General features: G+C 63.1%; 14 protein-coding genes. 6 read left to right on the forward strand and 8 right to left on the reverse strand.

Annotated features, from left to right (window positions below; genetic code table 11):
• Nucleotides 1-27: 27 nt before the first annotated feature.
• On the forward strand, nt 28-876 hold the full coding sequence (locus tag AOT83_RS01965; protein WP_232785217.1) for a TIGR03621 family F420-dependent LLM class oxidoreductase: 849 nt from the start codon (nt 28-30) through the stop codon (nt 874-876).
• A gap of 48 nt (nt 877-924) precedes the next feature.
• Entirely contained in the window at nt 925-1,359 is a 435-nt protein-coding gene (locus AOT83_RS01970; protein ID WP_030094493.1) for a pyridoxamine 5'-phosphate oxidase family protein, read from the forward strand.
• Here AOT83_RS01970 and ctaD read toward each other — a convergent pair.
• The 3 genes from ctaD to AOT83_RS01985 form a co-directional block, all read right to left on the reverse strand.
• Complete coding sequence (ctaD, locus tag AOT83_RS01975) at nt 1,356-3,035, reverse strand: cytochrome c oxidase subunit I (protein WP_057963748.1); 1,680 nt, start codon at nt 3,033-3,035, stop codon at nt 1,356-1,358. The genes AOT83_RS01970 and ctaD overlap by 4 nt on opposite strands.
• Before the next feature lie 75 nt (nt 3,036-3,110).
• Nucleotides 3,111-3,980 carry an NAD(P)-dependent oxidoreductase gene (locus AOT83_RS01980; protein WP_081343702.1) on the reverse strand — a complete coding sequence of 290 codons (870 nt, stop codon included), beginning with the start codon at nt 3,978-3,980 and terminating at the stop codon, nt 3,111-3,113.
• Nucleotides 3,977-4,471 carry a VOC family protein gene (locus AOT83_RS01985; RefSeq protein ID WP_057963749.1) on the reverse strand — a complete coding sequence of 165 codons (495 nt, stop codon included), beginning with the start codon at nt 4,469-4,471 and terminating at the stop codon, nt 3,977-3,979. The genes AOT83_RS01980 and AOT83_RS01985 overlap by 4 nt, the downstream gene beginning before the upstream one ends.
• Before the next feature lie 80 nt (nt 4,472-4,551).
• On the opposite strand from AOT83_RS01985, the gene AOT83_RS01990 reads away from it, so the two are divergent.
• Nucleotides 4,552-5,103, forward strand: coding sequence for an ABATE domain-containing protein (locus tag AOT83_RS01990; RefSeq protein WP_057963750.1), 552 nt, complete (start codon nt 4,552-4,554; stop codon nt 5,101-5,103).
• Here the strand turns inward: AOT83_RS01990 and AOT83_RS01995 are convergent.
• The 3 genes from AOT83_RS01995 to AOT83_RS02005 are packed head-to-tail and all read right to left on the reverse strand — an operon-like array spanning nt 5,100 to nt 7,934.
• Nucleotides 5,100-6,236: a GTP-binding protein gene (locus tag AOT83_RS01995; RefSeq protein ID WP_057963751.1), complete on the reverse strand. Its 1,137-nt coding sequence runs from the start codon at nt 6,234-6,236 to the stop codon at nt 5,100-5,102. The two genes, AOT83_RS01990 and AOT83_RS01995, sit on opposite strands and share 4 nt — an antisense overlap.
• A 22-nt stretch (nt 6,237-6,258) precedes the next feature.
• Entirely contained in the window at nt 6,259-7,146 is an 888-nt protein-coding gene (locus tag AOT83_RS02000; RefSeq protein WP_057963752.1) for a dihydrodipicolinate synthase family protein, read from the reverse strand.
• Nucleotides 7,143-7,934 carry an aldolase gene (locus tag AOT83_RS02005; RefSeq protein WP_057963753.1) on the reverse strand — a complete coding sequence of 264 codons (792 nt, stop codon included), beginning with the start codon at nt 7,932-7,934 and terminating at the stop codon, nt 7,143-7,145. The genes AOT83_RS02000 and AOT83_RS02005 overlap by 4 nt, the downstream gene beginning before the upstream one ends.
• 129 nt (nt 7,935-8,063) lie before the next feature.
• Between AOT83_RS02005 and AOT83_RS02010 the strand changes: the two genes are divergently transcribed.
• The 3 genes from AOT83_RS02010 (at nt 8,064) to AOT83_RS02020 (ending at nt 10,079) form a co-directional block, all read left to right on the forward strand.
• Nucleotides 8,064-8,573 carry an XRE family transcriptional regulator gene (locus AOT83_RS02010; RefSeq protein WP_046252724.1) on the forward strand — a complete coding sequence of 170 codons (510 nt, stop codon included), beginning with the start codon at nt 8,064-8,066 and terminating at the stop codon, nt 8,571-8,573.
• A 97-nt stretch (nt 8,574-8,670) separates the two neighbouring features.
• On the forward strand, nt 8,671-9,660 hold the full coding sequence (locus AOT83_RS02015; RefSeq protein ID WP_057963754.1) for a zinc-binding dehydrogenase: 990 nt from the start codon (nt 8,671-8,673) through the stop codon (nt 9,658-9,660).
• Nucleotides 9,661-9,725: 65 nt separating this feature from the next.
• Nucleotides 9,726-10,079 (forward strand): MarR family transcriptional regulator, encoded by a 354-nt coding sequence (locus AOT83_RS02020; protein ID WP_165592868.1) that lies wholly within the window; start codon nt 9,726-9,728, stop codon nt 10,077-10,079.
• A gap of 10 nt (nt 10,080-10,089) precedes the next feature.
• Here AOT83_RS02020 and pgi read toward each other — a convergent pair whose 3' ends face one another.
• Entirely contained in the window at nt 10,090-11,727 is a 1,638-nt protein-coding gene (gene pgi, locus AOT83_RS02025; protein WP_057963755.1) for a glucose-6-phosphate isomerase, read from the reverse strand.
• Nucleotides 11,728-11,769: 42 nt separating this feature from the next.
• Nucleotides 11,770-12,609 (reverse strand): hypothetical protein, encoded by an 840-nt coding sequence (locus tag AOT83_RS02030; protein ID WP_057963756.1) that lies wholly within the window; start codon nt 12,607-12,609, stop codon nt 11,770-11,772.
• Nucleotides 12,610-12,634 lie beyond the last annotated feature (25 nt).

A 12,634-nucleotide genomic window follows, 5' to 3' on the forward strand; every position in this document is an offset into this window, starting at 1 on the left:
TCCAGATCTTGAGAGGTGGGAATCTCGGTGATTAGACACGGATTTCGGTTTGGCACGAATCTGATCTCCCATGGCGATCCTGTTCAGATCCGCGAGCAGGTGCGTCAGGCCGAGGATTGCGGGGTGGACGTTGTCGTGGTTCCCGATCACCTTGGTGTGGGTGCGCCCTTCCCGGTGATGCTTGCCGCCGCGAGCGCCTCGACGAGCATCCGGGTCGGAAGCTTCGTACTGACTACTGGTTTCTATTCGCCGCGTCTACTTGCGCGCGACATTGCCACGATTGACCGGCTCACCGGCGGCCGCGTCGAGATCGGATTGGGAGCCGGTTATGTCGAGCAGGAGTACGAGGCGGCGGGAGTGCCGTTCCTGAGTCCCGCCGGACGCGTGCAGCAGCTTGCCGATGCTCTCGGTGCGCTGCGGGGGTTGCTTTCGAGCCCGCAGCACTGGCCGCGGCCAGTCCAGGCTCCCGTACCGATCATGATCGCGGGCAAGGGGGACAAGATCCTGAAACTCGCGGCGCAGCACGCCGATATCGTTGCGATCTCCGATGCGAAGACGAACGCCGATCTCGCCGAACGTGCCGCGTACGTGCTGGACGCGGCCGGTCAACGCACTGACACGCCGGAACTGAACTTGGGGATATTCGATGTCGCGATTGACCGCGCACCGGATCTGGGGCTGATGCGTGTCTACCGGCCGCATGATTCCGATGAACAGCTACTCGCCTCTCCTACGCTGTTGCACGGGTCCAAAGGGGCGCTCATCGAGCGGATCATCGCGCTTCGCGAAGAACTGGGCATTTCCTATCTGACGTACATGGGAGTAGATCCACGCGGGCTCAAGGATTTTCACGCGCTGATTGCCGCCCTCAGATAGTGACTTTCGCATCTAGTTCTGGTCGCCGCGGTCGGCGATCATGCAGTCATGACGCCCGACTCGCAACCCGTGACCCTGCTGGAAAAGTACGAAAGCTGGACGCTGCTGTCCAGCGCCAAGCTAGGAAGATTGGTCGTGGTGATCGATGGAAGACCCGAGATCTTCCCCATCAATTTTGTGACCCAACGGGGCACCGTGCTGTTCCGGACAGCCGAGGGCACCAAGCTTTTCGGTGCCGTCGTGAGCGATGAGGTGCTGTTCGAGGCGGACGATCACAACGACATCGGTGGCTGGAGTGTCGTGGTGCGTGGTGCGGCACAAGTACTGAACTCGTCGGCCGACATCGACGAGGCCGACCAGGGTGGCCTCTACCCGTGGATACCCACCGTGAAGCTGCATTACGTGCGCATCATCCCGGCGCAGATCACCGGCCGCCGCTTTGTTTTCGGACACGAGCCGGACGGCGGCCACGTTCCGGGCTAATGCCCGACGTGCGCCTCGGCGCGCATGCGCTCGGACATGTGCGGGTAATGCAGCTCGAATGCCGGTCGTTCCGAACGGATTCGGGGTAGCTTGGTGAAGTTGTGCCGCGGCGGCGGGCAGCTGGTGGCCCACTCCAGGGAGTTGCCGAAGCCCCACGGGTCGTCGACCGTGACAACCTCGCCGTACCGGTAGCTCTTGAACACATTCCACACGAACGGAAGCATCGACGAACCGAGAATGAACGCGCCGATCGTCGACACGACGTTCAGCCCCGTGAAGCCATCGCTGGGCAGGTAGTCGGCATACCGGCGCGGCATACCCTCATTGCCCAGCCAGTGCTGCACCAGGAACGTGGCATGAAAGCCTATGAACGTCAGCCAGAAATGGAACTTGCCGAGGCGCTCGTCGAGTAGACGTCCGGTCATCTTCGGGAACCAGAAGTACACGCCCGCGAAGCTGGCGAACACGATGGTGCCGAACAACGTGTAGTGGAAGTGCGCCACCACGAAGTACGAGTCGGTGACGTGGAAATCGATGGGGGGAGCGGCCAGCAGTACGCCGGTCAAACCACCGAAGAGGAAGGTGACCAGGAAACCGATCGAGAACAGCATGGGCGTTTCGAAGGTCAACTGGCCCTTCCACATGGTGCCGATCCAGTTGAAGAACTTGATGCCGGTCGGGACGGCGATCAGGAACGTCATGAAGGAGAAGAACGGCAGCAGCACGGCGCCGGTGGCATACATGTGGTGCGCCCACACCGCGATGGACAAGGCCCCAATGCCCAGGGTTGCAAAGACCAGCGTGGTGTAACCGAAGATTGGCTTGCGGCTGAACACCGGGAAGATCTCCGACACCACACCGAAGAACGGCAGGGCCAACACATATACCTCGGGGTGTCCGAAGAACCAGAACAGGTGCTGCCACAGCAGGACACCGCCGTTGGCGGGATCGAAGATGTGCGCACCGAGGTGCCGGTCGGCCGCGAGCCCGATGGCGGCCGCTGCCAGCAGCGGGAATACCAGCAGCACAAGCACACTGACGACCAGGATGTTCCAGGTGAAGATCGGCATCCGGAACATCACCATGCCGGGGGCGCGCATGCACACGATGGTGGTGATCATGTTGACCGCACCGAGGATGGTGCCCAGGCCACCGACGGCGACACCCAGGATCCACAGGTCGGCACCGGCACCCGGCGAGTGGATGGCATCGGAGAGCGGGGTGTAGGCGGTCCAGCCGAAGTCGGCGGCGCCGCCGGGGGTAATGAAGCCGGCCATCGCGATGAGAGCACCGAACAAGAAGAGCCAGAACGATAATGCGTTCAGTCGGGGAAAGGCCACGTCGGGGGCGCCGATCTGTAATGGCAGCACCACGTTGGCGAAGCCGAACACGATGGGCGTTGCGTAGAACAGCAGCATGGCGGTGCCGTGCATGGTGAAGAGCTGGTTGTATTGCTCGTTGGACAGGAATGCGAGCCCCGGCGTGGTGAGTTCGGCGCGGATCAGCAGCGCCATCAGACCGCCCACCATGAAGAAGGCGAAACACGTGACGAGGTACATGATTCCGATCAGCTTGTGATCGGTGGTGGTAACAAGTCTGTAGATAAGAGAGCCTTTGGGCCCTAGTCGAGGGGGAAAGGGGCGACTTGCCGTCAGTTCGAGAGATGATGTAGCCACAGGAAACCTCCATACAAGACAGTCCGATTCGCCTGTGTACGTGAGGCATTTCCTGTGGACATCATGCCATAGTCGCTACACGTCGCGCGCCCGCTGCAGATCGGCTATCGAGGACCAGTCCAGGTCGGCCTGCCCGTTGGCCAGCGCCTCATCGAGAACCGTTCGCAGTACCTCGCCGAAGGGCAGTCGCAAGCCGGTATCTGCCGCGACGTCGAGAGCCAGCCCGACATCCTTGCGTCCCAGAGTGGTTGTGAAACCAGCGGGTTGGTAGGTGGAGGTGGCGATGAGCTTGCCGTAGCTGCTGTATGCGGGACCCTGGAATAGGGTGCTGGTCAGCAAGTCGATCAGCAGTTCGGAGTCCACGCCGGATCGTTCGGCCATGCTGACGGCCTCGCTCAGCGACTGAATGGCCGATGCGATCAGGAAGTTTCCGATGATCTTGACGACATTGGCCTGTCGAGGCACAGCGCCCAATCGCCAGGTGCGCGCCCCGATGACGTCGAGGAATGGTTGTGCTCTGTCGATTTGGTCGTAGGCGCCCGCCGACAACACCTGCAGTTGCCCGGCCTGTGCCACAGGGACCCGGCCGAATACCGGCGCGGCAACGTACCCCACGCCGTGCTCGGCATGCAGTGCCGTGGCCCGGTCGGCCAGCTGCGTGCTGACGGTCGCAAGGTTGACATGCAAAGCTCCCGATGCTGCTCCGAGAATCTCTGGTGTCAAAAGGGTTTCGGTTACGGCGTGGTCGTCGGCCAGCACGGAGAACACCACTGCGGAGCCGAAGGCCTGTGCGGGGGAGCGGAGTGGGCGAGCGCCCGCAGCCGACAGTTCGTCGACGGGGCCGGGAGACCTGTTCCACACGGAGACTTCATGTCCGGCCTGAAGAAGATTGTGTGCCATGGCCTTTCCCATGGCTCCGAGTCCGACGACGGCAATTGTGCTCACGGGTGCGCTCCGTTTTCAGTAGGCCAGTTGGTGAAGATCTCGGTGTAGTCGTGGCTCATCAGTTCGATGACGGTCCCCCATGGATCGGTGAGGTAGGACATGGTCCATGGTCGGGCGGCCACGACGGCGCGTGGCGGGGTGATGACCCGTCCACCGGCCGCGGCAACGGCGTGTGTCTGTTTCTCCACGTCGGGAACCGTGAGGCATAGATGCCAGGTGCCGCGCCGGGTGTATTCGACGGGTACGTCAGGCCGTGGATCCGTGACGGGATCGATGAATTCAAAGAGTTCGATCCCCACCCCGTTTCTTGTCTGTAGACCGGCCATGCGCGCCTGGCCGAATCGACTGTCCAGCCCGGGTGGGAGCTCGCCGGCCGGTCCGGGTTCGAGTGTGTGTGGACCCATGATGCATTCGAATCCGAACACATCGCGATACCAGTCGATTCCCGCGGCGATATCGGGAACGGTAATCCCGACGTGATTGACGGACATCTCTCCTCCAATGAACCGGTTTAGACGGTTCTACCGTAGGGCATCGTCGATACCTTGTCGAACCGGTTAGTGTGGTTCACATGGCAGAGGATCCTCGCGTGGTGTTTCGGCTGGACAACGCGGTGCTGGCCTTCCGTTTCACCGCGACGGTTTTCGACCGCGCCGGGGCGGCAAGCGAGCGGCTCACCAACCCGGGGCGGCTGGGGCTGTGGTTGCAGGCCAACGGATTGAGTTTCTCGGGCGAGTCGTTGACGGAGGAGGAACTGGCGGCCGCGACGGAGCTTCGCGAGACCATCCACCGTGCGGGTGTGCAGGTCGCTGGCCGCGGCAGGATCGCACCGGCAGCGGCCCGGACGTTGAACGCCTTCTCCCGAAAAGGCAAGGCGTACCGGCTGTTCGAGAACGGCGAGGCAATCTGGCAGGGCGAGTGTGCCGCGGACGCATTGTCGATCATTGCCGCCGATGCCATTGAGACACTGGGTGGGCCCGATCGCGATCGGGTGAAGTCATGCGCGGATGGGCAGTGCCATGGCCTCTACCTCGACACCAGCCGTGCCAACAACCGGCGCTGGTGCAACATGAACACCTGCGGGAACCGCGCCAAAAAGGCTGCCATGACCCGCCGCGGTTAGTGGGCGTGCATGACACCCCAGGTCGGCAGAGGATCGGGGAAGCTATGCCACGTCTCGGGGCCGCCGGCGAGCTCATCATCGGTGAGTACCGCTGATTCCAGGAGATGCTGCACACGCGGCCGGTCCAGCCGCACGCCGATGAAGACAATCTCCTGCCCCGGTGCGACCTCGGTGTTGCGCCAGAACTGAGCGGGTTCGATCGTCAGGTTCGGTCCCGCCTGCGACCAGATCGCCGCGATGTCGGGGCGGCTGGCGATCCAGCAGAATCCCTTGCTGCGCAACAATCCTTGCAGCGCTTCCAGCGCCGCGTTGAGGCGTTGGGGATGAAACGGCCGGTCCGAGCGGAAGGTCATGCTGCTGATGCCGTATTCCTCGGTTTCGGGCGTGTGCCCGTCGGCGATTTCCTCGTCCCAGCCCGGTGCCTGGGCGGCCAGCTCGGGGTCGAACAATCCCGTCTGTAGTACGAGATCGAGGTCGACGGAGCCGCCGGTGGAGCGCACGATCGTTGCGGTGGGATTGAGGCGGCGCAACAGTGTCTCCACCATTCCGAGGGTCCGTTCGTTCACCAGGTCCACCTTGTTGAGGATCAGAACGTCGGCGAACTCCACCTGATCGGTGAGCAGGTCGGCGATGGACCGGGCGTCCCCGTCGGCGGCGGCCATATCGCGGTCGGCCAGGGCCTCGCCGCGGGCCAGCTCGGGCAGGAAGGTGGAAGCATCGACGACCGTCACCATGGTGTCGAGCTTGGCCACCTGCCCGAGGCTCGTTCCGTCCTCGAATTCCCAGGTGAACGAGGCAGCCACCGGCATGGGTTCGGAGATGCCGGTCGATTCGATGACGAGTTGGTCGAATCGGTTCTGTCGGGCCAGGTTTCCGACGGCTTCGATCAGATCCTCACGCAGGGTGCAGCAGATGCAGCCGTTGGTGAGTTCGACGAGCCGCTCCTCGGTGCGGTCCAGGTGTCCGGTGCCCGCAACGAGGGCGGCGTCGATGTTCACCTCGCTCATATCGTTGACGATCACCGCGACGCGGCGTCCCTCGGTGTTGGCAAGGATGTGGTTGAGCAGGGTGGTTTTTCCGGCTCCGAGAAATCCGGAGAGCACGGTTACGGGTAAGAGCTGGGCTGTGATCACATGATAATGATAACCATTACCATTAAGAAGTCGACGCCAGGATGCCCTTCAACGTCTCGCGCCCCTCGGAATCCAGCGGCAGTAGCGGGCGTCTCGGATTGCCGACGGCGCGCCCCTGCAGTTCCAATCCGGCTTTGACGGTTGTCGGCAAACCGCCGGCGACGATGAACTGCAGCAGCGGCTTGAGTCCCTTGTAGATCGATGCGGCGTCATCATGGCGCCCGGCGCGTACCGCCTCGTAGAGATCCAGACACGGCTGCGGCGCCAAACACGGTGCAGCGGTGCACCATCCGGAAGCGCCCGCGTTGAGAGCGTCGAGCACCAGTGGGTTGCTGCCGTTGTAGAAGGGCAGCTGTCCGTCGCTGAGGCGTTGAATACCGAGCATTCGATTGAGGTCGCCCGTCGACTCCTTGACCATGGTGAAATTGTCGATGTCGCGGAACATCGAGACCAAGAGCTCGGGCCTCATGTCCACGCCGCTGGTGGCGGGGTTGTTGTAGGCCATCACCGGAATATCGATGGCCGCGGCCACGGAGGCGTAGTGCTGTGCGATCTCGCGGTCGCTGAGCTTCCAGTACGAGACCGGTAGCACCATCACCGCATCGGCACCGGCCTGCTGGGCATGCCGGGCCCGCCGAATGGTGTTGGCGGTAGTCAGATCCGAGGCGCCGACGATGACGGGCGCCCTCTTGTTGACGGCGGCGACGGTGGTGTCGACCACGGCGTCGAATTCGCGCTCCTCGAGATAGGCGGATTCGCCGGTGCTGCCCAATGGCGCGATGGCGTGGACCCCGTCCTCGACGAGCCGGGACACCAGTTCGGCGAGCCGATCGGTGTCCACGGTGTCATCGGGGAAGAAGGGGGTGACGGGGTAGGCGATGATTCCGTGAAACTGTGGCGTGGATGTCATGCGGTCTTCCTCAGGGTTGCAGGGTGATTGGCGAGCGCGGTGCGGGCGTAGTAGGCGAAGTTGGCAATGCTGCGCCGGGGGGTGAGCGTCCAGTCGTGCGCCTCGCGGGCCAGCCGGTCGGGTAGCGGGGCAATGGTTCCCGCTGCCATGGCGGCGAGCTGCAGCTTTGCGCCCCTCTCGATCAGCACTGCCAGCGAGCAGGATTCTTCGACGGAGGCACCGGCCACGACATGGCCGTGGTGGGCGAGCAGTATCGCCTTCTTGTCTCCCAATGCGGCCGAGATGATCTCGCCCTCTTCGTTGCCGACGGGCACGCCCGGCCAGTCGGGCAGGAAGGCGCAGTCGTCATACAGTGGGGCGATATCCATCTGCGACACCACCAGCGGTGTCTCCAACATGGACAGCGCCGCGACATGGAACGGGTGAGTGTGCACGATGCACTGCACGTCGGGGCGGGCCCGGTAGATCCAGCTATGGAAACGGTTGGCGGGGTTGGCCATTCCGGATCCTTCGAGAACGTTGAGATCCTCGTCGACCAGTAGCAGGTTCTCCTCGGTGATTTCGTCGAATCCAAGTCCGAGCCGCTGGGTGTAGAAGGTGCCGGGTTCTTCGGCGCGCGCGGTGATCTGTCCGGCGAGGCCGGAATCATGCCCGCGATCGAACAGTGCGCGGCAGGTGAGTGCGACCTTCTGTCGTGTGGTCCATTCCGAGTCGGAGAAATGCGTCTCCATGCTGCGCTCGGCGCGATTCATCAGAGCCGACTTGGTGTCCTGAAGTGTGTTGGCCATTTTCCGTGCTCCTTTCTGGTCTCGGGCTGTTCGACCACCACCATATGACACAAAGTGTCATATGGTCAACAGTGTTGTATCTGGATTGTCATCGGTGGCGAATAGGAACCTTCGTGTCACACTGGCCCCATGACATCGCTGGTTCGTGCGCTGCGCCGGGAACGCGGCCTGACCTTGGAAGAGCTGGGCAACCGCACCGGTCTGACCAAGAGCTACCTATCGAAGGTCGAGCGAGAGCACAGCACGCCATCGGTATCCGTTGCGATACGCATCGCTCAGGCGCTTGAGGTCGACGTCAGCCGGCTGTTCACCAATGACGCCCATGAGTCCCGCGTGGTGGTGGATCGCGGCGCCGATGAATGGGATGACAGCAAGTTCCATGCGCTGAGCACCGAGATGCTCGGCAAGATCATGACGCCGTTCCTGGCCAGTCCGTCCACGGAGTTCGCCGAACACAGGTCCTCCCACGAGGGCCAGGAGTTCGTGTTCGTGCACCGCGGGTCGATCGAGTTGCAGTGTGAGGACGTCAGTTATGTCCTCGACGAAGGGGACAGCGCCTACCTCGACGCCACCCGGACCCACCGGATTCGCCGCATATCCAAGACGCAGGCGCTGGTGGTCATCGTCGCCGCAACCTAGCGCGCCGATTTCCCTGTGTAGTTCGGCGTTTGCAAGAAGCTTCCATGGAAGATACATTCATGGAAGCATTTTGTTGAAGAACTCTTGAGGAGGCGAAATGAAGGCATGGGTGATCACCAGGGAGGGTGGCCCGGAGGTGCTGGCATTGCGTGACGTCGATCTACCCGATCTCCAGCCGGGGGAAGTTGCGATCAAGGTCAAGGCATTCGGGATCAACGCGGCTGAGCGGTACCGCAGGTTGGGAAAGATGGGTCCCGTGGAGGGCGTGGTTGTGCCCGGGATCGAGGCTGTTGGAGAGGTTGTTGCCGACCCATCAGGAAGGCTTGCCACGGGTACCGCGGTGGCGACCATCATGGGAGGGCTCCAATTCGATCGCTTTGGGAGCTACGCCGAACAGGTGAACGTGCTGGCGAGCAACGTCTTTGAGATCCCTCCGAACAGTCTGGGGTGGGCGCAGCTGGCTGCGCTCCCGCAGTCCTACATCACCGCGTGGGGTGCAGTTGAGAAGTCCCTGTGGATCAGCGCGGGGGCTACCCTGCTGGTCCGGGGGGCGGCCTCTGCGCTTGGCCTATCGGCAACTTCCCTGGCGGCCAAGGTGATCGGTGCAAATGTTATCGGGATTGTGAGAAGCGATAAGGATCTCGATGCAGTCAAGCGCGCCGGAGCGGCGCAGGTGTTGATCGATTCGTCAGACCTGACCGACAAGATTCGGGAACTGGCCCCTGCGGGGGTAGAGGGTGTTCTGGACATCGTTGGTGGTCATGAATCGGCGCGACTCTCCCGCGTGGTGCGGCCCTTCGGCAAGGTGACTGTCGTTGGCCTGCTTGCCGGGCCGCCGGTCTTCGAGAACTTCAGTCTCACCGATGACCTGGCCCCCGCCGTGTCGATCGGATTTTTTCCGAGTCAGCTGGTCGGTTCTCCCGCGTTGCCCATCACCGAAGCCCCGTTGAACTTGGTTATTGATGCGGTCGCTAGTGGGACGATCCCGTCGCAGTTGGCGGCGACATACGGATTCGAGGATGTGCCACGAGTGCATGAGTCGCTCGACGGTCCTCGCGCACCAGGGAAGATTGTGGTCACATTGTGATCGTGAGTGAGGGACTTCGCAGACTCCGATTGCTCGTCGAATCGGAGACGCGCTTGTGGCGAGCCGTGGAACTGCGACTCGCCCACGCAGGCCTGCCGAAACTAGGCTCAGTCGAAGTTCTCTCATTTATCAATTCGCGCAATCAGACTCGTGTCAATGACATTGCGGAAGGTCTTGTGGTCACCACGGGGGGTGCCACCAAAATTGTGGACCGGCTTGAGGCAAGTCAATTGGTCTGCCGACTCCCCAACCCGGACGACCGCCGCTCGTCGCTGCTGGAGCTAACCGACGAGGGCCTCAAGGTACTCGGCGAAGCGGCTGAGGTGGTGGATGTTGCTATCGGCAGCTTTTGGCCCTCGGTGCGAGGCTTTGACCCCGCACTGACCGATCTGCGGGATGCGCTGAGCGCTGAGCGCTGAGCGCTGATTTTCAGCGCGTGCGGCCCCGCGCCTCGCGGTAGTAGCGCACCAGCGCGTCGGTAGAGCTGTCGGTCTGCTGGGCCGGGGATGCGTCGTCGGTGATGACCGGCAGCAGGGCGATGGCCTGCTTCTTGCCCAGCTCCACACCCCACTGGTCAAAGGAGTCGATACCCCAGACCGTCCCCGCGGTGAACACCTCGTGCTCGTAGAGCGCGATCAGCTGTCCTACGGTCGAGGGGGTCAGCTTGCTGGCGAGAATGGTTGTGCTGGGCCGGTTTCCGGGCATCACCTTGTGAGGTACGACATGAGCCGCGGTGCCTTCGGCGGCGATCTCCTCGGCGGTCTTGCCAAAGGCCAGCACCTGCGTCTGCGCGAAGAAGTTGCTCATCAGCAGGTCGTGCATGCTGCCCGTGCCGTCGGCGGTGGGCAGATCGTCGGTGGGCTCGCTGAAGCCGATGAAGTCGGCCGGAATCAACCGGGTGCCCTGGTGCAGCAGTTGGTAGAAGGCATGCTGACCGTTGGTTCCGGGCTCGCCCCAATAGATGTCGCCGGTATCGACGGTCACGGGCGCGCCATCGGCCTTCACCGACTTGCCATTGGATTCCATGGTCAGTTGCTGCAGGTAGGCCGCGAAGCGTGCCAGGTCGTTCGAGTAGGGAAGCACTCCACGCGACTGTGCGCCAAAGAAATTCGAGTACCACAGACCGATGAGACCCAGCAGTGCCGGCGCATTCTCCGTCAGGGGTGCGGTGCGGAAATGCTCGTCAACGGTATGGAACCCGGCAAGGAATTCTCCGAATGCCTCACGCCCGATCACCGCCATGACGGACAGGCCGATCGCCGAGTCCACCGAGTAGCGACCGCCGACCCAATCCCAGAAGCCGAACATGTTCGCGGTGTCGATTCCGAACTCCGACACCAGCTTCGCATTGGTGGAGACGGCCACGAAGTGCTTGGAGACGGCGTCCTCGCCGAGTGCGTCCACGAGCCAGCGCCGTGCCGCCGTCGCGTTGGTGAGCGTCTCCAGCGTCGAGAACGTCTTCGAAGCAACGATGAACAGCGTTGTCGCCGGGTCCAGGCCGGCGAGTGTGGCCACCAGGTCCGCGGGGTCGACATTGGAGACGAAGTGCGCCGAGATCCCGGCGTCGGCATAGTGTCGCAGCGCCTGGTAGACCATCACGGGCCCCAGGTCCGAACCGCCGATCCCGATGTTGACGACGGCGGTGATGCGCTGCCCGGTAGCCCCGGCCCACTCGCCACTGCGCACCCGGTCGGTGAAGTCGCCCATGGCATCGAGCACCTGATGTACATCGGCGACAACGTCCTGCCCGTCGACCACCAGCTGTGCGTCGCGCGGCAGGCGCAGCGCGGTGTGCAGGACCGCGCGGTCTTCGGAAGTGTTGATATGCGCACCGGCGAACATCGCATCGCGGCGCCCCTCGAGATCGGCCGCTTTGGCCAAATCGACTAACAGTGCAAGGGTTTCGCGAGTCAGGCGGTGCTTGCTGTAATCGATGTACAGGTCACCGACCGTCACGGTCAGGTCGCTTCCCCGGGTCGGGTCGTCGGCGAAGAACTCTCGAAGGTGGGTGGAGGCGATCTGCTTGTGATGAGTTTCCAGTGCCTGCCACGCCGCTGCGAGTGTCATGCGACCGAGCCTAGTAGTGGGGCTCGGACGGCGCAGTGCTGCCTACTGGTTGGCGCAGGTCACCCATCGACTGCTGATCCGGGCGAACCCGGCGATACCGGTCTTGGTCTCGGTCTTCCCGCCAGCCGAAGCGGTAATGGTCACCCGAGAGGAGGCGGTATCGCCGTTCACGACCGTCTTTTCCACCTTGTCCACGTTGATCTTCAGATCATCGGGCTGGCCTTGGAGGTCCTCGTCGGTGATCTTCACGCAGGAAAGGGCGTTGAGCACGTCGAGATCCTTGGCGCCCAGCGCGGCGTAGAACGCCTTGAGGACGTTCGTCAGCTCACGCTCCTCCTCCTTGGTGCCCTCGCGCGGCACCGACGACGTGGTGGGGCCCGGTACCGAGATGCTGGTGGTGGCCGTCCCCGTGCTCGTCGTCGCGGTGGCTGTGGTCGTCGTGGCAGAGCTTGAGGCTGCGCCGCTGGTAGAAATGCTGGGGGAACTGGTGGTGACGCTGCTCGTGCGGGTCCGCGACTTCGTCGTGGTCGTCGTCGTGCTAGTGCTGGGTGCCGCAGGGTTCACCAGAGGGACACCGAGCTTGACGGTCGGCCGAGACTGGGGCGTGTCCTCGATGGTCCGGTTGTTCTCGACCCAGAGGCCCGCCGCAACCGCAGTCACCGCGGCGAGGCAGACCGCCAGTACCCCGATGACAATCTTGGTGGCATGCCTGGCGACGAACCGGCGCGTGGGCGTTCGCTCGGCGGCCACGGCCGCCTCCAGCTCATAGTCCACAGGCTCACGGTCGGCATCCCCGGTCGTGCCGTCCTCTGGGATGGGCTTGTCCGCGGCGACGTCGTCCGCGGCATCAGGCTTGTCCGCACCCTTGTCTTGGTCGCTCAACGGATCCCTCCCTCATCGCCGATCC

The sequence above is a fragment of the Mycobacteroides sp. H001 genome (genome assembly GCF_001440005.1).
In the GTDB taxonomy this organism is placed as follows: Bacteria; Actinomycetota; Actinomycetes; order Mycobacteriales; family Mycobacteriaceae; genus Mycobacterium; species Mycobacterium gwanakae.